Raw genomic sequence first — 24,876 nt, 5'->3', positions numbered from 1 at the left:
TTTGCCGTCAGACCTGCTTGGCTCTGTGCCACCGCTTGGCAGCGACCTGGTACGCGTCGAGCAGGCTCAGGGCGTACACGAAAACCCCTCCGGCCACTCGTCCGATGGCAGACGCCTCCGGTGGTGCCACCATGTAGGTGACCACGCCCAGCAGCACGATGTAGAAGGCAAACACCAAGCCCCGTCGGGGCTGTCCGTTCACCACCTGGCCCACTCCCGGTAGGAGTATGGCGATGCCGAGGACCATCAAGGGATGGATCAGTCGGTTCACAGCGACTCTGCCTCCGATACTGCCACCGGGCGACGCGGGTTCAGGCCGACGGCCCGATCGCAGAGCCCGTCGATCATGGTGACTGCCTTACGCAGATCCTCCGCCGTCACCCGTGCTCCGGAGAGATCGGCCCGCCGAGTGACGCGGTAGGCCGTCGAATTCGCCTGTGCGCCACGGACGACGCAGCGGACGCCCCGCTCGGTCACCAGAACCTGTTTGACCTCGGCGTCCTCGGTGACCAAACCGACTGCGGCTTCGACCAATTCACGGTCCACGCCGTCGGGATCACACGCCACCGACACCCACTTCGGCCAGGCCGGGTCACGCCACCGCGGCAGATCGCGGTGGCCCGAGTAGAACTCGTTTCCGGTCTCGTTGCTGAGCACCGACAAACTCGGCTGCCCCGGCATGCGCTCACGCACCGTGACGATCAGGCGCAGCACCGGGACAGTGCGTAGTGCGAGAGCGTCGACCACCGGCTCCACCCGGACGTCCCGGTCCCCGAATCGGCCGTACAGCAACGGGAATTCGAGGCCGCGGGGAACGACACGGCATTGTTCGAGCACATCGGTCGCGTGCTCGAACAATGCCGCCCGGTCGCGCTGAACGCGGGCCACGTGACGGCGGTGCTGGTAGGTCAGCACCACCGCCCCGACCACGGCCATCGTCAGCGCGACCCAGAGCGTTCCGGACATCAGTAACCTCGAGGACGCGGCAACGGCGCGGTGAACTCGGCATCCCGGTCGACGTACTTGAACCGCCGCAGAACGAACCACACCGATGCGAGCAAGTAGAACACCAGGATGGACATCAGGGTCGTGCCGTAACCCAGGTAGGTCGCGAAGAACACGATCGCCGCGATCACTGCCAGTGCGATCGACGGGATCGGGTGCATCGGCAGCGTGTAGGCCCGCTTGATGGAGCCGATGGGCCACAGCTTCCGGAACCTCAGCATGTTGACGACCATGAACGCGTAGGTCAGCAGGCCCGACAGGATCGAGAAGGTGATCACGGTCGACAGCAGCGTCGGCTTGTTCAGCAGCAGCGGCAGGATCGCGAAGGCGATGGCCACCGGCACCAGGAACAGGATCGAGCGGTACGGCGTCCGGTACCGCGGGTGCACGGCTCCGAACCACTCGGGCAGGTAGCGGTCGCGGCTCATCGCGAACCAGGACCGCGACGAGTCCGTGATGCAGCCGTTGGCCGAGGCGAGGGTCGCGGCCAGCGTGCCGAGGAACAGCAGCCAGACGAGCACACCGGAATGGGTGAGCTGCGCAGCGTCGAACAGCGGCGTGATCGACGTGCCCAGGTACTGCCAGGGCAGCAGTGACGCGCACAGGTACCAGGTGAGGCTCGCCGCGATGATCAGCGTCATGATGCCGGCCAGGCTGCCGAGCGGGATCGACCGGCTTGGCGAGCGGCACTCCTCCGCGGCCTGGGCGGTGCCCTCGATGCCGAGGTAGAACCACATGCCGAACTGGAAGGCCGCGATCACGCCGATCCAGCCGTAGGGAAGCCCGGCATCCGGCGATGAGACCAGTGCGCTGAACTGCGTGCCCATGTCCCAGCCGGACACCCCGATGAACAGCGCGATGATGGTCAAGAACGCGAAGCCCGTGATGATGAAGTTCACCGACAGTGTCGCCAGCACGCCGCGGTAGTTCAGCAGTGCCAGCAGCAGGATCGCCAGCACTGCGAACGGGTAGGCCGACAGGTGCTGCTTGTTGCCGAGCAACCCCGACATCGTGGTGAGCAGGTCGCCGAGAACGTTGGCGTTGGCGGCCTCCAGCATGGTGTACGCCATGGTGAGATACAGCCCGACGTTGAACGCCATCAGCGGACCGATCGAGTGCTTGGCCTGGGCGTATTGACCACCGGCTGCCGGGATCGCCGACGCGACCTCAGAGTTGATCATGACGACACAGGTGTAGAGCAGACCGACGAACCAACAGGCGATGAGCGATCCGTACAGGCCGCCCTTCTCCACCGTGAAGTTCCAGCCCATGAACTCGCCGACCAGCACGATGCCGACACCCAGCCCCCAGATGTGGATCGGGCCGAGCACCTTCTTCAGCGTGAGCGCTTCGGTGCCTCCACCGGTACTGACTTCGCTCATGATTGACGCCTTTCACTGTCATCCGAGTCGCTGGCGAAATGCTGCCATTGCGCGTCCTCGCCGAGATCCTCAATGGTGTGCACGAGGAATTCCTCGTCGTAATCGCGGCTGACCTTGTACGCGTCGAAAAGCATCCAAGCGGCGACCAGCGCAGCCAGAACCCAGGCGCCGTATTCGAAAAGTGTCCAAAAATTCATGATTCCCGTCCCGGTCCGAACCTGGCTGTGATGACTTCGCGGTATTCCCGGAACGACATGAGATACACGAATGCCAGGTACGCGGCGGCCAGCGCGGTTATCCCGATCAGCGGCAGCCATTCGATCGTGTATTTGTTGTCGCTCGGCGTATTGGCCGTTGCCAGATCTCCGACAGTCGCGTCGTCGACCATGTCTTTCGACTTCATGAGTTCGAACTGTTGCTTTTCGGCCGGGCTCATATTCAGCTGAGAGATGGCGGTGGGCTCCGACGCGGCAGGCGCCTGGTCCTCCTGCGCGAACACGAAAGTCGTGACGAACAGCGTGATGAACAGCAGGGCTATCAGGCTCGCTGCGTCCACGAACTGTCCGGCCTTGGACTGCCGCGTGGAAGCTGACGTCGTATCCGTCATGCCGCGGTCACCTCCGCGCTGCGCGTGGCCTGCTTGGCCTGCTTGGCCTGCCGGTTCGCGTCGAGGTGGTGGATGTCCTCGCCGTAGACGTGCTCCCGCTCGATCTTGTACCGCCGGGCCATCGAGAGCAGGCCCAGTGAGTTGAATGTTCCCAAGATGACGAACGCGACCGCGAGTATTGCCTTGACTTTCACGTTGTCGATGACGCCGAATGCGGCGAAATACGTGAACAGCAACGTGGCCCACATCAAAGCCGCGAGTAAAGTCGCGACGCCGACGTCTCGCTTGAACATGGATTCAATCCGTGCATCGAGCCCAGGGTCCATGACAAATTACCTCTTCCTGCGGCAATGCCGCATTCTTCCCGGCATCGAAGAATGCCAGAATGGTGGGGGGCACCGAATTGGTGAGCGACAGAAATTTCAGCGAATTACAGCGAAGTGTGGCGAGCTGCCAACGAGCGGCCTACGACGTCCTGCACGACGTCGACGGAGCCGCGGCGCTACGGATACGGGGGCGTTGCCCTCAGTGCCGAGAGCAGGCTCGACGAGCGAACGAGTCGCCAACCACCGAGCCGACCTCGACGATCCACGTGGATCTCCATAAGACCTCTCGTTCTCGGAGACACTCCGATGACGACGCAAAATCGGTTTCCCGACACGAAACTCTGTTTCCCAGTAAGAATAGAACAACGTGCGCGGGGCGTGTGTCAAGGGTCACATCGCGGGAGGTCGTGTGATGTCCGGATATGCCCAGCTGAGCGGCGTGATACCCGAACCCGATCCAGGGCCGCGCACGCGGTCAGGGGCTGCCCGGGCGACCTCAGCGATGGCCCGTGCGCACCCGAAAGGCTTTGAGCTGACTCGCTATTCGACGGCGACACCGGCGCCCGGCACGCACGCCGACAACGGCCCGGGCGAGCGCCCGGGCCGTGACGGTTTCGACTGTGGTGGTTATGACGGCAGGGGTGTTCCCACAGGGACCACCCCCTGCCACCTGTCTGCGCTACGAAGGGGTCAGAACGTCTTTCCGGCCGAGCCGAGCTGCTGGGTGGCTTCGACGAGCCGTGCCGCCATCCCGGCTTCGGCCTTGGCGCCCCACACGCGCGGATCGTAGGTCTTCTTGTTGCCGATCTCGCCGTCGACCTTCAGCACACCGTCGTAGTTCTTGAGCATGTGGTCGGCGACGGGACGCGTGTACGCGTACTGGGTGTCGGTGTCGATGTTCATCTTGATGGTGCCGTAGGAGACGGCGTCGGCGATCTCCTGCTGGCTCGAGCCCGAGCCGCCGTGGAAGACGAGGTCGAACGGCTTGACCTTGCCGATCTTGGCGCCGACCTGCTCCTGGATGTCCTTCAGGATCTCCGGGCGCAGCTTCACCCCACCCGGCTTGTACACACCGTGCACGTTGCCGAACGTGAGAGCCGTTATGTAGCGGCCGTTCTCGCCTGCGCCCAGGGCGTCGATGGTGGCCAGCGCGTCGTCGACCGTGGTGTAGAGCTTTTCGTTGATGGCGTTCTCGACGCCGTCTTCCTCACCGCCGACGGTGCCGATCTCCACTTCGAGCACCATCTTGGCCGCCGCGGTGCGCGGGAGCAGCTCACGGGCGATCCGCAGGTTCTCCTCGAGGGTCTCGGCCGAGCCGTCCCACATGTGCGAGTTGAACAGCGGGTTGCGGCCGGCCTTGACCTCTTCCTCCGAGGCGGCCAGCAGGGGCAGCACGAAACCGTCCAGCTTGTCCTTGGGGCAGTGATCGGTGTGCAGCGCGATGTTCACGTTGTACTGCTTGGCGACCTCGCGCGCGAAGGCTGCGAATGCGAGGGAACCGACCACCATGTTCTTCGCCGATGCGCCCGACCAGTAGGCGGAGCCGCCCGTGGTGATCTGGAGAATGCCGTCGGACTCGGCGTCGGCGAAGCCGCGCAGGGCCGCGTTGAGCGTCTGGGAGGACGTGACGTTCACAGCCGGGTACGCGAAGCCGCCCGACTTCGCCCGGTCGAGCATCTCGGCGTAGATCTCTGGTGTTGCTATGGGCATGCTGCCTCCTGTTTTGAGTTTTCGTCGGCGGGAACGAGCTTCGGCCCAACCGTAGGCACCGCACGAATGTCGGTTCCCTGCAGCGCAGCCGTCGACCTCCCGGCGTTGTGGCCAGGGAAGGTCGACGGCTGCCGTACCGAGGCGTCGAGCGCTTGGCGGGAAGCGCCGGGTTACTCGACGACCTCGCCGGTGGTTTCGTAGGTGGCGATCTTGCCGATTCGCCGGACGTGGCGTTCGGCGTTGCTGAACGGCTCGGCCAGGAACGCCTCGATCAGTTCGGTGGCCTCCTCGACGGAGTGCTGGCGGCCACCCACCGCGACGACGTTGGCGTCGTTGTGCTCGCGGGCCAGTTTCGCCGTGTCGAGGTTCCACACCAGGGCCGCACGCACGCCCTTGACCTTGTTCGCGGCGATCTGCTCACCGTTGCCCGAGCCGCCGAGCACAATGCCGAGGGCGTCCACGCCGGCGGCCTGGTCGGCCACCACCGCGAGTGCGGCATTGATGCAGAACGCGGGGTAGTCGTCCTCGGCGTCGTACACCTTGGGCCCGTGGTTCACCATCTCGTAGCCCTTGGCTGACAGGGTCTCGATCAGGTGGGAGCTGAGCTCCATGCCGGCATGGTCGGTTGCGATATGAACGCGCATGTATCTGGGTCCTTCAGAGTGGTCGGGGATCCGGCGCTACTTGGCAAATGCGAGCTGGGCGTTCTTGCGCAGCGATTCGATGGCTTCCTCGGGAGACGGCTTGCCGTACACCGACGATCCTGCCACGAAGATGTTGGCGCCGGCCTCCGCGGCACGGGCGATGTTCTCCTCGGTGACACCACCGTCGACCTGGATGGCCACGTTCACACCGGAGCCGTCGACGGCCGCACGGGCCCGGCGGATCTTGGGCAGCGTGACGTCCAGGAAGGCCTGGCCGCCGAAGCCCGGCTCGACGGTCATGATCAGCAGCATGTCCAGTTCGGGCAGCATGTCGAGGTACGGCTCGACCGGAGTGGCCGGGCGCAGCGCCATGCCCGCCTTGGACCCGCGCGCACGAAGTTCGCGGGCCAGCTTGATGGGAGCGACGGCCGCCTCGACATGGAAGGTCACCGAGTCCAGGCCGGCGTCGGCGAACATGGGTGCCCAGCGGTCGGCGTCGGCGATCATCAGGTGGGCGTCCAGCGGGATGGGGCTCACCTTCTGCAACCGCTGAACGACCGGCAGACCGATCGTCAGGTTTGGGACGAAGTGGTTGTCCATGACATCCACGTGCGCAGCATCAGCGTTGCTGATGCGAGCCAGCTCGGCTTCGAGGTTGGCGAAGTCGGCCGAGAGGATGCTGGGGTTGATACAGCATTTCTGCGGTGCAGCGGACATGGCGTCTGCCTTTCGATAGCGGTCAGTCAGGGCATGCGGGCCTTCGGCCACGGATCGCGCCGCGGCCCGGTTGCCGGCCGCCGTGGAAACCGTTCGGTCTCCACGGCGGCCGAGACAACCCGGAGGCGGGTTAGGAACCCTTCTTGGCAGAGGCGAGGGCACCCTCGACGTCGGCCAGGAGGTCCTTCCAGCTGGCGACGAACTTGTCCAGGCCTTCGGACTCGAGCAGTGCGACGACCTCATCGTAGGAGATGCCGAGGCCCTCGACGGCGCTGAGCACCTCTTTCGCCTCGTCGTACTTGCCGGTGATGGTGTCGCCGGTGACCACGCCGTGGTCGAAGGTGGCGTCGAGGGTCTTCTCCGGCATGGTGTTGACGACGTTGGCAGCGACGAGCTCGGTGACGTACAGGGTGTCCGGGTAGGCCGGATCCTTCACGCCGGTCGATGCCCACAGGGGACGCTGCGGACGCGCACCGGCCTTGGCCAGCAGTGCCCAGCGCTCGGTGCTGAAGAGCTCCTCATAGACCTGGTAGGCCAGGCGCGCGTTGGCGACGCCTGCCTTGCCCTTGAGTGCCTTGGCCTCGTCGGTGCCGATGGCGTCGAGGCGCTTGTCGATCTCGGTGTCGACGCGGGAGACGAAGAAGGACGCGACCGAGTGGATCTTCGACAGGTCGTGGCCGTTGCTCTGAGCCTGCTCCAGACCGGACTGGAAGGCGTTGATCACGGCGCGGTAGCGCTCCAGCGAGAAGATCAGGGTCACGTTGACGCTGATGCCCTCGGCCAGCACGGCGGAGATGGCTTCCAGACCCTCGCGGGTGGCCGGGATCTTGATCAGGACGTTGTCCTTGGCGACCTTCTTGTACAGGTTCTTCGCCTCGGCGATGGTGCCTGCGGCGTCCCACGCCAGGCGCGGGTCGACTTCGATGGACACGCGGCCGTCGACGTTGTCGGTGGCGGCGGCGACCGGCGCGAACAGGTCGCAGGCGTCGGCGACGTCGGCGGTGGTGATCTCGAAGATCGTCTCTTCGACGTTGGCGCCGCGCGCGGCCAGCTCGGCGATCTTCGCGTCGTAGTCGTTACCGGTGGTGATCGCGGCCTGGAAGATCGACGGGTTGGTGGTGACGCCGACGACGCTCTTCTCGTCGATCAGCTTCTGCAGCGAACCGCTGTCGAGGCGATTGCGGGACAGGTCATCGAGCCAGATCGACACACCGGCGTTGGAAAGCTGTGCAGTGGGGGTTGCGTTGCTCATCGCTTCTGCTTCTTCCTTACAAATATCGAAATACGTTGGCTGGTTTGCGGTCGCGCCGCGGGACGGCCCGGTGGGCGGTCCCGCGGCGCGCCGGCGCCAGGCAGTTACGGGGTCACTTGCCGGCGGCGGAGAGGGAGTCCTTGGCGGCGGCGACGACCGCTTCCGTGGTGATACCGAACTCCTTGAACAGGCGCTTGTAGTCCGCCGAGGCACCGAAGTGCTCGAGGCTGACGGACCGACCGGCGTCGCCGACCAGTTCCTTCCAGCCCAGGGCCAGACCGGCCTCGACCGACACGCGAGCGGTGACGGCGGCGGGCAGCACGGACTCGCGGTAGGCGGCGTCCTGCTTGTTGAACCACTCGACGCACGGCATGGAGACCACGCGGGTGGCGATGCCCTCGGCCTGCAGTGCTTCGCGAGCCTGGACCGCCAGGTGAACCTCGGATCCGGTGGCGATCAGGATCACCTGGGGATCGACACTGGCGCCGTCTTTGGAGGCCTCGGCCAACACGTAGGCACCCTTGGCCACACCGGCCGCGGACGCGAAGGTGTCACCCTCGGCCGCGCCTTCGCCACGGGCGAAGGTCGGGATGTTCTGCCGGGTCAGCACGATGCCTGCCGGGTTCTCGTGGTTCTCCAGGATGGTCTTCCACGCCACGCCGACCTCGTTGGCGTCGCCGGGACGGACGACATCCAGGCCGGGGATGGCACGCAGCGTCGAGAGCTGCTCCACGGGCTGGTGGGTCGGGCCGTCCTCGCCGAGGCCGATCGAGTCGTGCGACCACACGTACACCGACGGCACACCCATCAGGGCGGACAGGCGGATGGCCGGGCGCTGGTAGTCACTGAAGATCAGGAACGTACCGGAGAACGCGCGGGTGGGGCCGTGCAGCGAGATGCCGTTGACGATCGACGCGGCAGCGTGCTCGCGGATGCCGAAGTGCAGGACCCGTCCGTAGGGGTTGCCCTTCCACGCATTGGTCGAGCGCGATTCCGGAATGAACGACGGCGATCCCTCGATGGTCGTGTTGTTCGACTCGGCGAGGTCGGCCGAACCACCCCAGAGCTCGGGCAGCACGGGGCCCAGCGCGTTGAGGACCTTGCCGGACGCGGCACGGGTCGAGACGTCCTTGCCGGCTTCGAAGGTCGGCAGAACGGCGTCGACGCCGTCGGGAAGCTGCCTGGCCTGGATGCGCTGCAGAAGTGCCGCGCCCTCCGGGTTGGCGGCCTGCCAGGCCTGGAAGGACTCTTCCCATTCGCGACGTGCGGCCGCTCCGCGGTCCACGGCCTCGCGGGCGTGCGCCAGGATGGCCGGCTCGACCTCGAAGGACTTGGCGGGGTCGAAGCCCAGGACTTCCTTCACCGCCGCGACTTCCTCGGCGCCCAGGGCAGAACCGTGGATCTTGCCGGTGTTCTGCTTCTTCGGGGCGGGGTAGCCGATGATGGTGCGCAGCGAGATGATCGACGGCTTCGAGGTCTCGGCCTTGGCGGCCAGCAACGCCGCGTGCAGCTCCTCGACGTCTTCCTTGTACTCACCGGTGCGGGTCCAGTCCACGCGCTGGACGTGCCAGCCGTAGGACTCGTAGCGCTTGAGAACGTCCTCGGTGAAGGAGATGTCGGTGTCGTCCTCGATCGAGATGTGGTTCTCGTCGTAGACCACGACGAGGTTGCCCAGTTCCTGGTGTCCGGCGAGGGACGACGCCTCGGACGTCACACCTTCCTGCAGGTCGCCGTCGGAGGCGATGACCCAGATGGTGTGGTCGAACGGGGAGGTTCCGGGGGCGGCGTCGGGGTCGAGCAGGCCGCGCAGGCGACGCTGCGAGTAGGCGAAGCCGACGGAGGACGCCAGGCCCTGGCCCAGCGGGCCGGTGGTGATCTCAACACCCTTGGTGTGCTTGTACTCCGGGTGGCCCGGCGTCAGCGAGCCCCAGGTGCGGAAGGCCTGCAGGTCTTCCAGCTCCAGCCCGTAGCCGGCGAGGAACAGCTGGATGTACAGCGTCAGCGACGAGTGTCCCGGCGACAGGATGAACCGGTCACGGCCCAGCCATTCAGCGTCGGTCGGGTCGTGCCGCATCAGCTTCTGGAACAGCAGGTAGGCCGCCGGGGCCAGGCTCATCGCCGTGCCGGGGTGGCCGTTGCCGACCTTCTCGACGGCATCCGCGGCCAAGACCCGGACGGTGTCCACAGCGCGCTGGTCCTCGGCCGTCCAGTTCAATGACGTGGAATCGGACGCGGCGCCGATCACATCTACTGTCTGTGTCACGTGTTATCCCCTTTGATTCGGTCATCTGATTCGGTCATCGGCCGGTGAGGGCCGCACGGATGCTTCTGGTAGATCGCGTGGTATCGATGATCGCGAACCAAACGGGCAGGGGAAACGCTATTTTCTGACGGTTAGGACTACACTTTCGGACTGGCTGGGGGATTTCAACGCCCGTCTTCGGCGGATAGACTGGCCGGCATGAGCACAGCCATCGACCAGCCGCTGAGGGCGTCTTCCCTGCTCACGACAGACCTGCCGTGGCCGCTTCTGCATACGGTGGCGTCGTTGGCCGAAGCCCCGCTCATCCAGATAGCCGAGCGCCTGCGCACCGCTACCCTGCCCTACCTGAAAAGCAGTGCGCTGGTCATCTTCACCGAAGACTGCACCGGACGGCCGCAGAAGAAGGCCGGCGCCGAAGAGATCATCTCCCGGGTGTCCATCACCGAGCTCGACGCGCTTCGCGCCAGCCTGGGCGACGAGACCTTCTGGTCCGGCAAGGCTGAGCTCGCCGGCGAGCCGCGCTCGCTGTACGCGCTCAAGCACGCCTCCAGCGGCGCGCTGCTCGTCCTGACGGATCCGGAGCCGGCGCCCGGTGCGGACCACGACACCGGGCTGGACCTGGTGACGTATCTGTGGCGCATCGCCGCCCAGCGCATCCAGGAGAAAGTGGCCGACGCCCCGCCGTCGTACCTGCTGGAATCACGGGCGGCCTCGGCTGAACGTGTCCGCGTGACAGCGGAATTGACCGATCTGCACTCCACCACCCTGGAGACCCTGCTGGCGGCCTTGCGCTCGTCGTCCCTCGACGACGCGACCGCGCGCACGACCGTCACGGACCTCGCCGCCAAGGCCCTGGTCGGGTTGCGGACGCACAGCGACCGCACGACGGGTCTGGTCGAGGTGCCGGTCGCCATCGCCTTCGAGCGCCTACGGGAGGATCTGCGACCGCTGACGCGCTTCAGCGGCCTGGAGATCGAATTCATCGAGCCGCCGCAGAACGGCAGGGCATTGCCCGGCGAAGTCGCCCACGCGGGCCGCGCCATCGTCCGTGGCCTTGTGCTGGCCATGATGGAGCAACCCGAGATCAGCCGGGTACGCACGCAGTGGGACTGTGACGGCGAAAACCTGCTGATCAACGTGCGCGACGACGGTCGAGGCATGCTCGCCCCCGACGCACCGAGCATCGGCCGCCTCGACCGCCAGGTCCAGGCGCTCGCCGGGCAGTTGCGGATCGAGGTCATGCCCCGCTGGGGCGCGGACGTCTTCGTCACGCTCCCCCTCGACCTGCCCGCCCGCCCGGCCGCCGCCGGCGACATCGCCGGATGGGACCTCGCCCCCCGGGAACTCGAAGTGCTCCAGCATCTGGTCGCCGGACAGCGCAACCGGACCATCGCGCTGACGCTGGGCATCAGCGAGAACACCGTCAAGTTCCACGTGCGGAACCTGTTCCGCAAGCTCGACGTCAGCTCACGCACCGAGGCCATCGCGCTGGCCAACAGCCACGGCCTGCGGTGACGCCGTAGCCGTTGCCCGCGGCGTCACGACGCTTTCTGCTGCACCGGGAAAGTTCCGAGGCTGCGAACCGTCTCGCCGAAGACCTCGTCGGGGTCGAGACGGCGGAGTTCTTCGGCGAGGCAGTCCTTGAGGGTCGGGCGCGGCAGGGAGATCCGCTGCACGGGCTGTCCCGGCTGGGTCAGCTCTGCCACCGAACGGTCCGGCCGGACCAACTCGATGTCCCCGGCGGCACGGCTGAGTCGGACCCGGCGGATGCCTACCCCGGCGCCGTCGGCCACCACAGTGACCGGAACCTGCAGGGACAACTTGAGCCAGGCCGCGAGCAGCAGCGTGCTCGCCGAGTCCGAGGCGCCCTCGACGGTGACGGCGGTGATGGGCGAGGCATCCGCATGGTCCAGCGCCGCCGCCAGCTGGATGCGCCACTTCGTCAGGCGGGTCCAGGCGAGATCGGTGTCACCGGCCCGGTAGCTGTCGCGAAGACGCGCCAACGCCGCCTGAGGTTCACCCTCGCTGGCTGCGTCGGTGATCCGGCGGTGGGCGATGCGCCCGATGGACGTCTCGCCCGCGTTGTCCGGGGCACCGTGCGGCCACCAGGCCACGATCGGCGCGTCGGGCAGCAGCAGGCCGGCGACCAGCGATTCGCCTTCGGTGGCCAGCTCGCCGTAGCCGCGCAGGATGATCACCTCGGAGGCGCCGGCGTCCCCACCCACCCGGATCTGAGCATCCAGTCGGGTCGGAGCCGAAGCCCCGCTGTCGCTGAGGACGATGATCCGGCAGGGGTGTTCGCGGCTGGCCTCGTTGGCGGCCTCGATGGCGTCCTCTTCGAACCCGGACCGGGTGATCACCACGAGGGTCAGTACCCGGCTGAGCGCGATCACGCCGCCTTGCTCGCGCAGCGTCGAGAGTTCCTTGGAAACCTCTGCGGTGGTGGTGTCCGAAAGATCTACGATCATGGCCGTCTCCAGGTCCGCCCATCGCGGGCAAGTAGCTCAGTGGCCGAGGCGGGGCCCCAGCTTCCGGGTGCGTACGGTTCAGGCTGTTCGTCGAGGCTGGCCCAGTAGGCCTCGAAGGGATCGAGGATCTTCCAGGACAATTCGACTTCGTTGTGCCGGGGGAACAGCGGCGGCTCACCCAGCAGCACGTCGAGAATGAGGCGTTCGTAGGCCTCGGGGCTGGACTCGGTGAAGGAGTGGCCGTAGCCGAAGTCCATGGTCACGTCGCGGACCTCAGTCTGGGTGCCCGGGACCTTGGAGCCCAGCCGGATCGTGGCGCCCTCGTCGGGCTGAACCCGGATCACGACGGCGTTCTGGCCGAAGTCGTCCTCGGCGAAATCACGGAACAGCAGGTTGGGTGCGCGCTTGAACACCACGGCGATTTCGGTCACGCGGCGGCCCAGGCGCTTACCCGCGCGCAGGTAGAAAGGCACTCCGGCCCAGCGCCGCGTGTTGATGTCCACGCGGATGGCCGCATAGGTCTCGGTGGTGGAATCCGCCGGGATACCCTCTTCTTCGAGGTAGCCCAGCACCTTTTCGCCGCCCTGCCAGCCGCCGGTGAACTGTCCCCGAGCCGAGTGGGTCGACAGGTCGTCCGGCAGCTTGACCGCGGCCAGGACCTTCTCCTTCTCGGCACGCAGATCGTCGGCGTCGAACGAGATCGGCTCCTCCATGGCCGTCAGCGCCAAGAGCTGCAGCAGATGGTTCTGGATGACGTCGCGAGCCGCACCGACGCCGTCGTAGTAGCCGGCCCGGCCGCCGGTGCCGATGGATTCGGCCATCGTGATCTGCACGTGGTCAACGTAATTGGCGTTCCACAGCGGTTCGAAGAGTTGGTTGGCGAAGCGCAGGGCCAGGATGTTCTGGACCGTCTCCTTGCCCAGGTAATGGTCGATCCGGAACACGGCGTCCGGCGGGAACACGGACTCGACGACGTCGTTGAGTTGGCGGGCCGACTCCAGGTCGTGGCCGAACGGCTTCTCGATGACCACCCGGCGCCACTTGTCGTTCTCGGCCTGCGCCAGCCCGGACTCGGAGAGTTGGCGGCAGACCTGTTCGAAGGCCTTGGGTGGAATCGAAAGGTAGAAGGCGTAATTGCCGCGCGTGCCGCGCTGCTCGTCGAGATCCTCCAGCGTGGCGCGGAGCCGTTTGAACGCCGTCTCGTCGTCGAACGCGCCCTGGACGAAGCGGATGCCTTCGGAGAGTTGCTCCCACACGGCCTCGTCGAACGGAGTCCTGGCGTAGGCCTTGACGTTTGCCTTGACCTCGGCGGCGAAGTCCTCGTCTGTCCATTCGCGCCGGCCGAAGCCCACCAACGCAAAGCTCGGCGGCAACAGGCCGCGGTTGGCGAGGTCGTACACCGCGGGCACGAGTTTCTTACGGGCGAGATCGCCGGTCACTCCGAACAGGACAAGGGACGATGGACCGGCGATGCGGTTCAAGCGACGATCGCGCGGATCCCGGAGCAGGTTGCGTCCGGGCCTCACACTCGAATCACCGTGGTCAGCGGACATGGTGGAATTCCAGCTCTCGACAAGGCGGTACGGCGTCGTCGACCTCACGGTTGCGCGAATGTGTCAGCGGGCGGGGTCTTCCCAGGGAGGAGCGCGCCGCCGAGCGAACACGTGTGCAGACGGGTACCGCGGCGGGTGAGTTGATTTCAGGGTAGAAAAGCCAAAAGGTGGCGTCCCGCAACTGCTTTCAGGATGCGGGACGCCACCGTTATGGGATTGCCAGACGATGGGATCAGGCGATCGCGGCGCGCAGTTCCTTCGCGGCGGCGGCCGGGTCGGCTGCACCGTAGATGGCGCCACCGGCGACGGCAACCTCTGCGCCGGCCTTCTGGACCGCGGGGATGGTGTCAACCTTCACGCCACCGGCCACGGAGAACGGAACGCGGGCCTTCTCGCCGGCGGCGAGCAGACCGTTCAGGTCGAAGCCGGGCTTGGCCTGCTCGTCCAGACCGGCGTGCATCTCGACGAACTTGGCACCCAGGGCGCGAACTTCCTGTGCACGGGCGGCCTTGTCCTCGATGCCGATCAGGTCGACGACGACGCCCTTGTTGTGGGCCTGGGCGGCCTTGACGGCACCCGCGATGGTGGAGTCGTCGGCCGAGCCGAGGACGGTGACCAGGTCAGCGCCGGCCTTGAACGCGATGTCGGCTTCGAGCTCGCCGGCGTCCATGGTCTTCATGTCGGCGAAGACGATCTTGTCCGGGTGAGCGTTCTTGACGGCGGTGATGACCGACAGGCCTTCGGCCTTGATCAGGGGGGTGCCCAGCTCGATGATGTCGACGTACTGGGCAACCTTGCCGGCCAGCTCGAGGGCGGCTTCGGTGGACAGCAGGTCGATGGCGACTTGGAGCTTCATTGTGTGCCTTCTTTCTCTTGGGTACTGCGATGGGTATGGAATGTGAAGTAAGAGTTGGTCGTCGAGGTCCGGGTCACTCGAGGTTGGCGTGGCGCGTCCAGAGTTCCTCGGCCTCGACATCGGTGTGATCCCACAGCGACTGGAACACGGCCTCGGTGACGACGAACAGCACCTGCTCGAAAAGCGACCCGGCGTACTGCCGCGAGATGTGCGAGCCGTGATCGGTCTTCTGCGCGGCGGGGATGACCACCACGGAGTCGGCCAGCGCGGCCAGCGGCGAATCCTGGTTGGTGGTGAAGGCGGCGATGCGCGCCCCGGCCTTCTTGGCCGTCTCGGCGGACTTGACCACACCGGAGGTGGTGCCCGAGCCGGACGCCACCAGCAGTAGATCACCGGCGGCGATCGCCGGGGTGGTCGTGTCGCCCGCGACGTGCACGGTGAGGCCGAAGTGCATCAGCCGCATGGCGGCCATGCGCAGGACCAGCCCGCTGCGACCGGCGCCGGCCACGAAAACCCGTCCCGGCTGGACGATTTGGCGAGCGAGGACAGCCACCTGCTCCGGGTCGACTTTCGCCGCGGTGTCCGCGACCTCGTCCCGAACAAGGGAAAGGTTGTTGGCGATGTCGTCTCCGACGACCTTCACAGCGCCGTCAGCTTCTGCAGCTTGCGTCATGGTTACCCCCTTCGATCGGTCGTCGGGCCGCGACGGCCCGAACGGATGATTGGCTTGACTGACAGCAATGATTCCGAAGCGAACGGGTGGGGGTAATACTGTTTTCTGACGGTTCTGACTACACTTTTGGATTGGTCAGCCACCCTGAACCGCCCGTCGGGCCCGGGCCGAGGGTGCCGAACCGCGCCGCCCCGAGGCAATCAGCAACCCGGCCGCGGCACCGTAGTCGGCACCGCAGACGGCGGCTTCGACCTAGGATCGACTCACCTCGTAGTCCATTCTCGGAGCGCAGACTTTTGGCCACGCCGACCCCCTTCCAGTCGCAGATTTATCGGTCCCTGCCGGAAATCGAGAGGGCCGACGCGATTGTCGAGAGAATCTCCAAGGCGATCGCCCTCGGCCTGCTCAAAGTAGGTGAACGCCTGCCTCCCGAGGCCGCACTTTCGGAGATGTTCGGCGTCGGCGGCGCGACCCTGCGCGAAGCCTTGTCGGAACTGCGCGAACGAGGGGTCGTCGAGACGCGCCGCGGCCGCAGCGGGGGAACCTTTGTCGTCAATCAGCCCGAGCCCGAGACCGACATCATGCGGGAGTGGTTTCTCACGACATCCATCTCGGAAATCCGCGACATCGGCGACGAGCATTCCGCAATCGCCGCCGCTACCATCCGGCTGGCATGCGAGCGAGCGGAAGCACACGACTTCGAACGTCTCCAGGAACTTGCGCGGGCCCTGGTCCTCGCCGAGACCCCGGAAACACGCGCATCCGCCGACAGCCGCTTCCACATCGAATTGGCCGTGTCCGCGCAATCACCGCGGCTGGCCAACGCCGAAATCCGCCTTCAGGAAGAGACAGTTCGGCAGCTGTGGGCGCCCTTCGCGGTCGCAGAGGCATACGACCCTGAACTCGCCACCGCCGAGCATTTGGAACTGGTCCGGGCAGTGGCTCAGGACCACCCCGAAAGGGCCCAGAAACTGACACTTGAACACATCAGGCGGAACATCTTCCACTTGATCGACACGAAACTCGTTCTCGGATATGCCCAGTCGAGACCGAGCAGTCCCGCAACCGCACCCGACGGCAGTTCCTCCGCTGAGGCCGCAATGATCCAGGAGGGCCAATGAACTCCACCACTGAAGTCTCGCGCGCTGTCGACGCCCTCACCTCATGGATCAACGGTGTCGCCACCGAAACCAAGAGCCTCGCCAAAGATGTTGCCGCGCTGCTCGATCGAAATCTCGCGGGCAAGTCGAAGGTGAGCAGGGCGGCACTTGCCGGGTTGGACGAGCTCTCCCGGAATTTCCTGACGAAGAACACTTACGCCATCGGCGCGGGCACCTTCTTCGCCGCGGCCTCCGTCGAGGAGGGCGGCCACGCTTTCGAATGGTGGTTCCGCAAGGAATCGGGTGCCCTCGGCCGGCTGGATTTCGACATGACTCCGGGCAGCGCCCGGTATTACGACTACGAGAAGCTGCCGTTCTTCTCGACCGCCGCCGCGACGGGTGAGCAGACGGTCTGGGGCCCGTACATCGACTACTCGGGCTGCGAGGAATACATCCTCACGTTCATGGCGCCGTTCTCCGTCCACGGGCACTTCTCGGGAGTGGCGGGGTGCGATATCCGGCTCACGGACCTGGAGCCCATCATCATGCCGGATCTGCTGCTGATTCCGGGCGATGCCGCCCTGGTCAACTCCAGCAACCGGGTCGTTCTCGGCAATTCCGGGATGTATCTGGTCGGTGAGCGCATCAAATCCGGTTCGCCCGATCAACATCGAATGACTCTCGATGTTCCGCACCTGGGGCTCTCGTTGATCTACACCACCAGCAGGCACTCCTCCCCAGCGCAGACGTGACGAAAGGCGGGAAGGCAGAGTGGTTCTGCCTTCCCGCCTTCATCGACCGCTAACCGGCGACAGGAACCACCTGAGCCTTTGAGCGGTGCCATTCATGCTGGGAGTACGCCCAGATCGGGATGTAGACCGCCAAGACCAGGAAGCCGACCCAGGTTGGGGCCCAACCGACCTCGAGGCTGTTCAGGTACACCACGCCGACGACACACAGCGGGAGGTTGAACAGGCCGAAGGCCAGGGCTACGCCCTTCCAGCCCTTGGGTGCCTCGAAAGGCCGTTCCAGGCCGGCGAAGGCCGGGTCCCGCTTCGCCTTGACGTAGGCGAACAGGCTGATGCCGTTGGCGCAGGTGTAACCGATCGCCGAGGCAGCGACGATGGCCGCGGGGTTGCCCATGGAGATCAGCACCAGGTTGAAGATCGCGATGACCAGCATTGCCACCCACGGAGTTCCCTGGCGATTGGTCTTGCCGAGGGCCTTGGGAAGGTTGCCTTCCACGGCCATCGAGTGCATGGCACGAGACGATCCGAGGTAGGCCGTCTGGATGATCAGGACCATCGCGGCGATCAACATGATGATCGTGATCGCGGAGCCTGCCGAGCCGAAGACGGCGTTGGCGACGGGAAGCAGTGGCGACACGGCTTCGGCCTGGACGCCGTCGACGCCCAGCACACCGATCACCGCGGCCTCGACGAGCACGAACGAGAAGAAGCAGATGATGCCGCACGAGAACAGTGCTTTGGCAACGTCTTTGGCGGGATTCTTGTATTCGGGGCCGTAGATCGCCGCGGTTTCCCAGGCGCAGGCACTCCACTGGGCGATCGCAAAGACGCCGAAGAGAATCAGGATGTGGTGCAGGTCCCAGGACCAGTCGGCAGGCATCCAGTCACCGGTGATCTTGGACATGTCGAAATGTCCGGTGGCAAAAGGCGCCACGGTCAGGATGACGAGCGGGATCAGCGATATGGCCGCCAGAACGTAGCCGAGCTTGGCGCCGTCTTTGAGGCCGAACCAGTTCACCACGAACAGAATGCTGAAAATCACCACGCCGGACATCAGCGACAACTGGTAGTCGGTGAACATGTCCAGCGCGGGGAACAGCCCGTGCAGGTAGCCGCCGACCAGGATGGAGAAGATCGCCAGCACCGGCGTCCAGGCGAACCAGTAGCTCCAGGCGCTGAAGCCGCCGAGCAGCTTGCTCATGTCGTATTTGCCCTGGCGGTTTCCGTTGCCAAAAACATGCTGCGCAAATCCGGGCAGACCGGAGGCCTCCGGGAAGGTGGTGGCCATTTCGGCATAGGCGGTGCTCTGCGCAAAACCCTGCAGCACCGACAGACCCCAGACGAGGATCGCCGCGGCGGCGAGATACATGGGGATGTAGCCCAACGACGGCAGGATCAACAGTGGCACACCCAACGCGATGGCCAGGCCCTGCTTCCAGTCGATGGACCTCTTGAGGTCACCGACTTCTTCGGAATGACTATCTGTCACAAGGATCTCCCTTTGGATATTCGAGGGGGTGTCGATTTTCGGCGGTTGGCTGGGGTGCCGAGCGAGTCCGGCGTCGAGGTTTTGCGGAAGGCACCGGTGCGGGGTCCGGGAGGGTGTCGTGACGAGAGCCGGACGGCTTCCGCGGCGCTGTGAGTTGGATCACGTCAGAGGCTACAGCTTAATGTTGCAGTCCGGTAGCTTTTATCGAGACTTTTTTTGGCACACGCAGCGGACGCACAGCAGAGACGCGACCCGTCGGCACCCGGAAAGCGGCGCTGCACGCCCCGCCGCAACGCCCGCCAGCAGGCAAGATGTCCGCTTCGACCGGTTCGGAAACATACCTCAGATCCGAAACCTGGCAACTCGCCGTGAAAGATCGGCGAGAACCCTGTCAACGTCGACAACCGAGTGCTCGACGCGCGGCCGTCGTCGCCGGTTGCGGGACACCCAATACGCACCCGAACCCACAACCTGCGAGCAGTCCGGGGTGCGCCGGTGTGTTTACCGGCCATAACGGACCCGAAATTGCTTGTTCGAGAACCGATCCGCCCGACGGACTGGGGCAGCCGGCCAACGTGGACGAGGCCCCCGAGCCGCCCAATCCGAGGCTCGACACCGTGCCGAGAACGCGGTAACGACACCCCACCGCGGCGTGCAGCGCCCCGACGGTGACCGCGCCGGCGAAGATGGGCGCAGAGCTGCGCACCGTGCGCCGACGCATCACCGCTGGTAAGCGCCGCGCAGCCAACCGATTCCGGCGCGAGGGGCTAACGAGACGCAACGCTTTCCAGTCCAACCAGCCGTGAATATTTCTAAAAAAGTCTGGACTAGATGAATTAAGTGGCGTAGCTTCTGCGGTGGGACGTGATCGGCATCACAGCAGCAGGGCTCAAGCCAGAGCTCGGCTGGCCTTCGAGGAAGAGCGGGTGCCGGTCGCCGAGGATCCCCGAGGGACCTCGACCCGGGAGCTCCTGACCTAGTTTTCGGCGCGCCGTCACGCGCTCCGAAATCGACCAGTCCTGTCGTACGACGGTCAGGCCCGACAACCGTGATCAGCTCTGACACAACAGGAGTAAGCAAGCATGACGACAGAAATCACAACCATCGGAACCCTCACCAAGGCTGGGTCCATCCACAAGGTGGAGAGGGGCTACGAGGGGCTGCCGAGCATGAACGAGCCCGGTGTCGACGCCGCGATCGGTGATGCCCTCCACAACCCGGAGGGCACCGTCATGAGTGCCGGATTCTTCGAGCTGAAGAAGTCAGAGCCCTTGGTGTACACGTACACCTACGACGAGATGAAGCTCGTCGTCAAGGGTGAGTTCATCCTCACCGACCAGGACACCGGCGAGGTCACCCACGCCAAGGAGCGCGACGTGCTGTTCTTCCCCAAGGGCACCACCGTCAAGTTCGAGACCCCTGAGTACGGCCTCGGCTTCTTCGCCGGCGACCGCACCTTCGCCCCGTAAGGACTGAAACCCAATGCGTTCCACGTCTATGTCGTTGGAGCCGGGTTTCCGCGGTGTCATCTGTGCGTCGTTCGGCGACACAGGTGACACCGCGGGTCGGGACACCGGTGACCGGCCCAGATACGACCTCCGTTTCACGTCAGCCAACCCGGAAAGCCTCGCCGAGCTGAGGTCCGCGCTCGACCGGTCATGCGTCGGCGCCCGTCTCGTCCTCGCCGGCCCCGCAGTCGACGTTCATGCCGCGTCCGCCGCCGCCCAGGACTGCGGCATGGTGGACGAAGAGATCACCCTGCTGCCCGATCAGGACAGCCCGTGGGTCGTGTTCTGCGGCCATTGCCACGTCGGCACCACCACCACCGGTGTGCACGGATCCGTCGAGGTGCCCTGCCAGGGATGCGGCATCGTCCTCGCCACCACCGACCACTTCTCTCGCCGTCTCGGCGGGTACCTGGGTTACTCCGCCCACGCCGAGGAGGCATGATGACCGCCACTGAAGCCCTCGAGCCCATCGTCCACCCGGCGATCGAAGACGGCATCGAGCTCGAAGTGACAAGCCGTGTGATGCAGACGAATTCGATCGTCAGCATCGCGCTCAGCGACCCGTCGGGGGCGACCCTGCCCTCCTATGTCGCAGGCAGCCACCTGGTGATCCAGTACGGCGATTCCGCGAATCTCGGCGCGAATGCCTACTCGCTCACCGGTTCTGGCGACGATCCGACCGAATACACCATCTCGGTCCTGCTGGTCGAGGACGGCGGCGGCGGTTCGTTGGCCATGCACCGGCTCGCCGTCGGCGACCGCGTGTGGGTTTCGCGCCCCCGCAGCAACTTTGCGCCGGTCACCAACGCCAAGCACAGCCTGTACGTCGCCGCGGGCATCGGAATCACGCCGTTGGTTTCGCATGCCATGAACGCGGCCAAATGGGGCGTGTCGGCGTCGATGATCTACGTCTACCGGCCCGGCGAGGGTGCGCACGTCGAGGACGTCCGGGAACTGATGGGACCGGCGCTGACGGAATGCCATGGCCGCGAGAATTTCCAGCAGGTCCTCTCCAAGGCGCTCACCACCCAGCGACTCGGTACGCACCTGTATGTCTGCGGGCCCGCCGACTTCATGGATTCGGTCATCAATCAGGCCCGCGAGTTGGGCTGGCCGGAGGCGCTGCTGCACCTGGAGCACTTCGGCGCGGGTGAGCTGGACGCGGGCGAACCGTTCACGGCGATCCTCGCCCGCAGCGGCGTCCGATTGGAAGTTCCGCCCGGCGTTTCGTTGCTGGAGGCCCTCGAAAAAGAGGGCAAGCAGATCCCCAACATGTGCCGCAAAGGCATCTGCGGCGAGTGCACGATTCCCGTACTCAAGGGAACTCCTCAGCATCGGGATCTCTACCTGAGCGACGAGGAGAAGCAAGAGAACGAACTCATGATGTGCTGCGTATCCCGCAGCATGGGTGAAGAATTGGAGTTGGACCTGTGACTATCACCATCGACAACGACCTGGATACGGCGACCCTGCCGGATCGGATCCGTCGTTTTCCGTTCCCCTACACCGGTGACAACTACCGCTACAGCGCCAACGTCGAGCCGTCCCGCAAGCTGACGGTGACCGAAGCCGGTGGCTGGGGCACCACCGTGGTGGACGTCGACGAGTTCTACGTCGAAGATCTGAAGCTTCGCGCCGAGGTCCTGCAGCGGGATCCCTCGCGCATCAACACCCTGCCGCACATGCGCCCCGCAGTGTGGGACGCCATCGTCACGCTGCTGCCCGAAATGGCCGAGGACAACCCCGACACGATGTCCTGGCAGCGCGACGGCGACCGCGTCCGCTGGCGGAACACCTTGCTGAATCTCGACATCGAGTTCACCGTCGGCGACGACGCGTCACTGCCCACCGGGGATCCGTTGGACTTCCTGGGCAGCCAGATCCAGGACGACATCGTCTTCCTCGAGCAGCGTGACAAGGCGCTGTGGCTCGACGCCGGTGTGGTCACGTTCGCCGCGGACTGGTCCATCGGATTCGACGTCGGCATGAGCTTCACCGAGATCCACAGCCCTGTCCCGCGGGTGCACGAGGAGAAGATCATCTCCCGGGCCCAGCATTTCCTCATGAGCCTGCAGCCCGGCGAGTCCTATCGCCGGACCAACTGGACCATGACCGTCGACCGCCGCCTGGACACCTCCACCGAGACCTACCCGCAGTGGGCAGGCGATCGCAGCACGATCTCGACAGACCCGGCCCTCCCCGAGCGCGTCCACCTGCGGGTGGAAGTTCAGCAGCTCATCCGCCTGCCCCGCTCGGGTGCGGTCCTGTTCCTCATCCGGACCTACCTGCTGCCCCTGACCGACATCGCCAAGGTCCCGGCCTGGCGTCGGCGCATGGGCGAGGTGCTGGCCGAACTCCCGGATGACATGGCCGAGTACAAGGGCATCATCCGCTACCGCAAAGCCGCGTCCGACTGGCTGCTGTCCGGATAGGATGACGGCGAGTTCTGCCCGTTACGCCGTCCCGGCTGATCCGGCAGCTCACCCAATCCGCAGTCACCACGCCTGTGACTCGTCGCGCACAAATACCGACCAAGGAAGTTGTCCAGTGACTCTCGTCAGTGAAGCCCGAACCGTAGTGGGGAATACTTCCGCAGAGTCGTTGTGTCTCAACGGTGATGGACTGCGCGAGCCGGCCAAGGGCTTGGCAAGGACCCGCAAATCGTTGCGGGCCCTTGCCAAGCGGCGGATCGCCGATCTGCACGTCGAGGTCTGCGTCGGGCCGTGGTCACTCGGATGGTTCGGAGACGCCGACGGACGGCGTTTGATGCGGGCCCCGAGCCGGGCACCCCGCAGTATCAACAAGGCGCAGCTCGCCTGCAGCGACGTTAGGAAGCGATGACGACTCGGCTTATTGACAACTTCGACGGCGTGCTCGCAGACCTCGACGGCGTCGTATACACCGGCCCCCGCGCGATCGACGGCGCCACCGAGGCGCTTGACAAGCTGGCGGGCGAGGGCAAGAGCCTCGCATACGTGACCAACAACGCGTCGCGCTCGCCCGAAGAGGTTGCGGCCCACCTCAGGGAATTGGGTGCCCCCGCGACCGCCGAGCAGGTGTTCGGATCCGCCCTGGCCGGAGCAGAACTGCTGGCGCGCCAGGTGCCCGCAGACGCGACAGTGCTCGTCGTCGGCAGCCAGATCCTCGCGGACTCCGTCAGGAAGCAGGGACTCGTCGTCGTCTCCGCATCCGAGGGTCAGCCCGACGCCGTCATTCAGGGGTTCTCCCCCAACCTCGGCTGGAAAGATCTCGCCGAGGCCTCCTACGCGATCCAGGCGGGCGCCCTCTGGGTCGCGACGAACCTGGACATGACCCTTCCGCAGGAGCGCGGGTTCGCTCCCGGCAACGGCGCACTGGTGGCCGCGATCGCCACCGCTACCGGCAAATACCCCCTGGCAGCAGGGAAACCCGAACCGGCCCTTTTCGAGACGGCGGCGCGCCACTCCGGTGTCGAGCGCCCCCTCGTCGTCGGCGACCGGCTCGACACCGACATTCTGGGCGGCAATCGGGCGGGCATGGCCACGGTCCTCGTGCTGACCGGAGTGGACTCGCCCCAGACGGCCCTGACGGCCCGCGTCGACGAACGGCCCAAGTACATGATCCGGTCCCTCGGCGAGCTCTACGACGAATACCCGCAGACCACCGCCGATAACGGCGCCTACTCGTGTGGCGATGCGCTGGCGCGGGTTTCGGGCTCGAAGCTCTCCATCAGTGGCCGTGAAGATGACCTCAACAGCTGGCGCGCCGCGTGTGCGGCCTGGTGGGCGGCACATCCGGACACGACGCCGGAGGCTGCGCCGAAGATCGTTTTCTCGGCCGCCTGAAAGCCATGCGTAGGTCAGAGCGCCCTGCCAGTGGCGGGGGCTCTGGCCTCGCTGACATATCCGGTTGCGCTGCCGGTGCAAAAGCGTTCTGCGATAACAACTATGGGAAGGCTGCTGGATGACGAACACGGGTAGGACCGGGACGGCTCAAATCGGGGTGACGGGCCTGGCGGTGATGGGTTCCAACATCGCCCGCAACTTCGCCCGGCACGGCTACACCGTGGCCCTGCACAACCGCTCGGTCGCCAAAACCGACGCCCTGCTCGCCGAACACGGCTCCGAAGGCAACTTCGTACGCAGCGAAACCATCACCGAATTCCTCGACGCCCTGGAAAAACCCCGCCGCGTACTGATCATGGTCAAAGCCGGCGACCCCACCGACGCCGTGATCAACGAACTCGCCGACGCCATGGAACCCGGCGACATCATCATCGACGGCGGCAACGCCCTCTACACCGACACCATCCGCCGCGAAAAAGCCATCCGCGAACGCGGCCTGCACTTCGTCGGCGCCGGCATCTCCGGCGGCGAAGAAGGCGCCCTCAACGGCCCCTCGATCATGCCCGGCGGCCCCGCCGAGTCCTACACCTCCCTCGGACCGCTGCTCGAAGAAATCTCCGCCCACGTCGACGGCGTCCCCTGCTGCACCCACATCGGCCCCGACGGCGCCGGACACTTCGTCAAAATGGTGCACAACGGCATCGAATACTCCGACATGCAACTCATCGGCGAGGCCTACCACCTGCTCCG

25 protein-coding genes are annotated in these 24,876 nt (G+C 65.6%); 9 read left to right on the top strand and 16 right to left on the bottom strand.

The window, feature by feature from the left end:
• Positions 1 to 7 precede the first annotated feature (7 nt).
• From RMCB_RS08030 to tkt, 11 genes are all read right to left on the bottom strand, one after another.
• The gene (locus RMCB_RS08030; RefSeq protein WP_109784207.1) at positions 8 to 271 is read right to left on the bottom strand and encodes a hypothetical protein; all 264 of its coding nucleotides are present in this window, start codon (positions 269 to 271) and stop codon (positions 8 to 10) included.
• The gene (locus RMCB_RS08025; RefSeq protein WP_062828372.1) at positions 268 to 966 is read right to left on the bottom strand and encodes a hypothetical protein; all 699 of its coding nucleotides are present in this window, start codon (positions 964 to 966) and stop codon (positions 268 to 270) included. The genes RMCB_RS08030 and RMCB_RS08025 overlap by 4 nt, the downstream gene beginning before the upstream one ends.
• Positions 966 to 2,387 carry an APC family permease gene (locus tag RMCB_RS08020; RefSeq protein ID WP_062828371.1) on the bottom strand — a complete coding sequence of 474 codons (1,422 nt, stop codon included), beginning with the start codon at positions 2,385 to 2,387 and terminating at the stop codon, positions 966 to 968. The genes RMCB_RS08025 and RMCB_RS08020 overlap by 1 nt, the downstream gene beginning before the upstream one ends.
• Positions 2,384 to 2,584 carry a hypothetical protein gene (locus RMCB_RS08015; protein ID WP_029369232.1) on the bottom strand — a complete coding sequence of 67 codons (201 nt, stop codon included), beginning with the start codon at positions 2,582 to 2,584 and terminating at the stop codon, positions 2,384 to 2,386. The genes RMCB_RS08020 and RMCB_RS08015 overlap by 4 nt, the downstream gene beginning before the upstream one ends.
• On the bottom strand, positions 2,581 to 2,994 hold the full coding sequence (locus RMCB_RS08010) for a hypothetical protein (RefSeq protein ID WP_062828370.1): 414 nt from the start codon (positions 2,992 to 2,994) through the stop codon (positions 2,581 to 2,583). The genes RMCB_RS08015 and RMCB_RS08010 overlap by 4 nt, the downstream gene beginning before the upstream one ends.
• A complete protein-coding gene (locus RMCB_RS08005; protein WP_062828369.1) occupies positions 2,991 to 3,287 on the bottom strand; it encodes a hypothetical protein in 297 nt (98 codons plus the stop codon). Before RMCB_RS08005 ends, RMCB_RS08010 begins: the two co-directional genes overlap by 4 nt.
• Positions 3,288 to 4,010: 723 nt before the next feature.
• Positions 4,011 to 5,030: a class II fructose-bisphosphate aldolase gene (gene fbaA / locus RMCB_RS08000; protein ID WP_062828368.1), complete on the bottom strand. Its 1,020-nt coding sequence runs from the start codon at positions 5,028 to 5,030 to the stop codon at positions 4,011 to 4,013.
• 170 nt (positions 5,031 to 5,200) lie between these two features.
• Entirely contained in the window at positions 5,201 to 5,674 is a 474-nt protein-coding gene (locus tag RMCB_RS07995) for a ribose-5-phosphate isomerase (RefSeq protein WP_029369229.1), read from the bottom strand.
• A gap of 36 nt (positions 5,675 to 5,710) precedes the next feature.
• Positions 5,711 to 6,391, bottom strand: a complete 681-nt coding sequence (gene rpe / locus RMCB_RS07990; RefSeq protein WP_029369228.1) for a ribulose-phosphate 3-epimerase — start codon at positions 6,389 to 6,391, stop codon at positions 5,711 to 5,713.
• A 130-nt stretch (positions 6,392 to 6,521) separates the two neighbouring features.
• On the bottom strand, positions 6,522 to 7,643 hold the full coding sequence (gene tal, locus RMCB_RS07985; RefSeq protein ID WP_029369226.1) for a transaldolase: 1,122 nt from the start codon (positions 7,641 to 7,643) through the stop codon (positions 6,522 to 6,524).
• A gap of 112 nt (positions 7,644 to 7,755) precedes the next feature.
• Entirely contained in the window at positions 7,756 to 9,906 is a 2,151-nt protein-coding gene (gene tkt, locus RMCB_RS07980) for a transketolase (RefSeq protein ID WP_062828367.1), read from the bottom strand.
• 198 nt (positions 9,907 to 10,104) lie between these two features.
• Here tkt and RMCB_RS07975 point away from each other — a divergent pair, with 198 nt between their 5' ends.
• Complete coding sequence (locus RMCB_RS07975) at positions 10,105 to 11,421, top strand: helix-turn-helix transcriptional regulator (RefSeq protein ID WP_062828366.1); 1,317 nt, start codon at positions 10,105 to 10,107, stop codon at positions 11,419 to 11,421.
• Positions 11,422 to 11,444: 23 nt separating this feature from the next.
• Here RMCB_RS07975 and RMCB_RS07970 read toward each other — a convergent pair whose 3' ends face one another.
• From RMCB_RS07970 to hxlB, 4 genes are all read right to left on the bottom strand, one after another.
• Positions 11,445 to 12,374, bottom strand: a complete 930-nt coding sequence (locus RMCB_RS07970; RefSeq protein ID WP_036423735.1) for a glucose-6-phosphate dehydrogenase assembly protein OpcA — start codon at positions 12,372 to 12,374, stop codon at positions 11,445 to 11,447.
• Positions 12,371 to 13,927 carry a glucose-6-phosphate dehydrogenase gene (zwf, locus tag RMCB_RS07965; protein ID WP_062828365.1) on the bottom strand — a complete coding sequence of 519 codons (1,557 nt, stop codon included), beginning with the start codon at positions 13,925 to 13,927 and terminating at the stop codon, positions 12,371 to 12,373. Before zwf ends, RMCB_RS07970 begins: the two co-directional genes overlap by 4 nt.
• 232 nt (positions 13,928 to 14,159) lie before the next feature.
• On the bottom strand, positions 14,160 to 14,783 hold the full coding sequence (gene hxlA, locus RMCB_RS07960) for a 3-hexulose-6-phosphate synthase (RefSeq protein WP_029369222.1): 624 nt from the start codon (positions 14,781 to 14,783) through the stop codon (positions 14,160 to 14,162).
• A gap of 73 nt (positions 14,784 to 14,856) precedes the next feature.
• Positions 14,857 to 15,456 (bottom strand): 6-phospho-3-hexuloisomerase, encoded by a 600-nt coding sequence (gene hxlB / locus RMCB_RS07955; RefSeq protein ID WP_062828364.1) that lies wholly within the window; start codon positions 15,454 to 15,456, stop codon positions 14,857 to 14,859.
• A 296-nt stretch (positions 15,457 to 15,752) separates the two neighbouring features.
• On the opposite strand from hxlB, the gene RMCB_RS07950 reads away from it, so the two are divergent.
• Together RMCB_RS07950 and RMCB_RS07945 are read left to right on the top strand one after the other, a co-directional pair.
• Complete coding sequence (locus RMCB_RS07950) at positions 15,753 to 16,577, top strand: FadR/GntR family transcriptional regulator (protein ID WP_062828363.1); 825 nt, start codon at positions 15,753 to 15,755, stop codon at positions 16,575 to 16,577.
• The gene (locus tag RMCB_RS07945) at positions 16,574 to 17,308 is read left to right on the top strand and encodes a cache domain-containing protein (protein WP_029369218.1); all 735 of its coding nucleotides are present in this window, start codon (positions 16,574 to 16,576) and stop codon (positions 17,306 to 17,308) included. Before RMCB_RS07950 ends, RMCB_RS07945 begins: the two co-directional genes overlap by 4 nt.
• 49 nt (positions 17,309 to 17,357) lie before the next feature.
• Here RMCB_RS07945 and RMCB_RS07940 read toward each other — a convergent pair whose 3' ends face one another.
• Positions 17,358 to 18,794, bottom strand: coding sequence for an APC family permease (locus RMCB_RS07940; protein WP_062828362.1), 1,437 nt, complete (start codon positions 18,792 to 18,794; stop codon positions 17,358 to 17,360).
• A 1,082-nt stretch (positions 18,795 to 19,876) separates the two neighbouring features.
• Between RMCB_RS07940 and RMCB_RS07935 the strand changes: the two genes are divergently transcribed.
• The 6 genes from RMCB_RS07935 to RMCB_RS07910 form a co-directional block, all read left to right on the top strand.
• Positions 19,877 to 20,263 carry a cupin domain-containing protein gene (locus RMCB_RS07935; RefSeq protein ID WP_029369216.1) on the top strand — a complete coding sequence of 129 codons (387 nt, stop codon included), beginning with the start codon at positions 19,877 to 19,879 and terminating at the stop codon, positions 20,261 to 20,263.
• 13 nt (positions 20,264 to 20,276) lie between these two features.
• Positions 20,277 to 20,744: a dimethylamine monooxygenase subunit DmmA family protein gene (locus tag RMCB_RS07930; protein WP_062828361.1), complete on the top strand. Its 468-nt coding sequence runs from the start codon at positions 20,277 to 20,279 to the stop codon at positions 20,742 to 20,744.
• The gene (locus RMCB_RS07925) at positions 20,744 to 21,736 is read left to right on the top strand and encodes a PDR/VanB family oxidoreductase (protein ID WP_084388402.1); all 993 of its coding nucleotides are present in this window, start codon (positions 20,744 to 20,746) and stop codon (positions 21,734 to 21,736) included. Before RMCB_RS07930 ends, RMCB_RS07925 begins: the two co-directional genes overlap by 1 nt.
• Positions 21,733 to 22,734, top strand: coding sequence for a heme-dependent oxidative N-demethylase family protein (locus RMCB_RS07920; RefSeq protein ID WP_084388401.1), 1,002 nt, complete (start codon positions 21,733 to 21,735; stop codon positions 22,732 to 22,734). The genes RMCB_RS07925 and RMCB_RS07920 overlap by 4 nt, the downstream gene beginning before the upstream one ends.
• Before the next feature lie 405 nt (positions 22,735 to 23,139).
• The gene (locus RMCB_RS07915) at positions 23,140 to 24,126 is read left to right on the top strand and encodes an HAD-IIA family hydrolase (RefSeq protein ID WP_062828360.1); all 987 of its coding nucleotides are present in this window, start codon (positions 23,140 to 23,142) and stop codon (positions 24,124 to 24,126) included.
• A gap of 118 nt (positions 24,127 to 24,244) precedes the next feature.
• On the top strand, positions 24,245 to 24,876 hold a 632-nt coding region (locus tag RMCB_RS07910), incomplete at its 3' end, for an NAD(P)-binding domain-containing protein (protein ID WP_234792045.1).

The sequence above is a fragment of the Mycolicibacterium brisbanense genome, assembly GCF_001570425.1.
Lineage (GTDB): Bacteria > Actinomycetota > Actinomycetes > Mycobacteriales > Mycobacteriaceae > Mycobacterium > Mycobacterium brisbanense.
Note: the sequence above shows the minus strand (reverse complement) of the source record. Positions and strands in the feature narration are given on the sequence as shown.